This window comes from Denitratimonas tolerans (assembly GCF_037203605.1).
Lineage (GTDB): Bacteria > Pseudomonadota > Gammaproteobacteria > Xanthomonadales > Xanthomonadaceae > Denitratimonas > Denitratimonas tolerans.
In genome coordinates this window covers 1-1398 of record NZ_JBBDHC010000040.1, presented here as the reverse complement: position 1 = coordinate 1398, position 1398 = coordinate 1, and the positions used below count along the sequence as shown (strand labels likewise).

Sequence of the window (1398 nt, the reverse complement as noted above, 5' to 3'; positions counted from 1 at the left end):
GCTTCGTGCTTTCTGGCGTCCGACGTGGGAAACGCCCTGTCTTAAGCGCGGCGATGTCCGATACGAAAACCGGAAAAGGCCGATATGAACCGGCCGGGGCGGGCGCAAGCCTGAGCAGCCATTCCCTGCACCGGAGTGTTTCGTGCCGCGCCTCGCCGCGACCGTGTCGCAGCTGCAGGATGCCGTGGCGCACGCAACGTCGCCGGCAGCGCATCTGCCCACGGCTCGCTATGCGCCTCACCGTCCCGAGCGCACGCTGCTGTATTCGCTGGTGCAGGCGCATTGGCCGGACTTTCTCGCGCGCCGTGAGGTAGAAGACCGCCCGCTGCCCGAGTATGTGCGCGAGGAGTTCGAGACCTACCTGCGCTGCGGCGTGCTCGAGCACGGCTTCCTGCGCGTGGTCTGCGAGCACTGTCGTGCCGAGAGGCTGGTGGCGTATTCCTGCAAGAAGCGCGGGCTGTGCCCGAGCTGCGGCGCACGGCGCATGGCCGAGTCGGCGCGGCATCTGGTGGACGAGGTGTTCGGCCCGCGGCCGGTGCGGCAATGGGTGCTGAGTTTCCCCTACCCGTTGCGCTTCCTGTTCGCCAGCAAGCCTGAGGCGATCGGCCCGGTGCTGGGCATCGTGCATCGTGTGATCGCCGGTTGGCTTGCCGATCAGGCCGGCGTGCCGCGGGATACGGCGCAATGCGGTGCGGTGACCCTGATCCAGCGCTTCGGCAGCGCGCTGAACCTGAATGTTCACTTCCACATGCTGTGGCTCGACGGCGTGTACGACGCGAACGTCGAGCCCCCGCGGCGCAAGCCGCGCCTGCGCCGCGCCCGTGCCCCCACCTCTGCGTAACTGACGCAGCTCGCCAACACCATCGCGCATCGCGTGTGCCGGCACCTGTCGCGCCGCGGCTGGCTCGAAGGCGAAGACGAATCCGTGTTCCTGTCCGACAGCGCGGGTAGCGACGACGGCATGGATGGGCTGCGGATGAGTTCGATGACCTACCGCATCGCCACCGGTCGCGACGCTGGCCGCAAGGTCGTCACGCTGCAAACATTGCCCGGTGACGCAGGCTCGCTGGAGGGCGATGCCGGCAAGGTCGGCGGCTTCTCGCTGCATGCCGGCGTGGCCGCGGAAGCACACGAAAGCCACAAGCTCGAAAAGCTGTGCCGCTACATCACGCGCCCGGCGATCAGCGAGCAGCGGCTGTCGATCTCACCGCAGGGTAGGGTGCGGTATCAGCTCAAGACGCCGTGGCGAAATGGGACCACGCATGTCGAATGGGATGCGGTGGACTTCATCGCCAAGCTGGCGGCACTGGTCCCGCCACCTCGCGCGCATCTCACCCGCTTCCACGGCGTATTCGCCCCGAATGCAAACCTGCGTGCGCAGCTGACGCCCTCGGGGCG

1 pseudogene is annotated in these 1398 nt (G+C 67.7%); it reads left to right on the top strand.

Annotated features, from left to right (window positions below):
• Nucleotides 1-142 precede the first annotated feature (142 nt).
• Nucleotides 143-1398: pseudogene (locus WB794_RS13460) on the top strand (transposase); the annotation flags it as partial.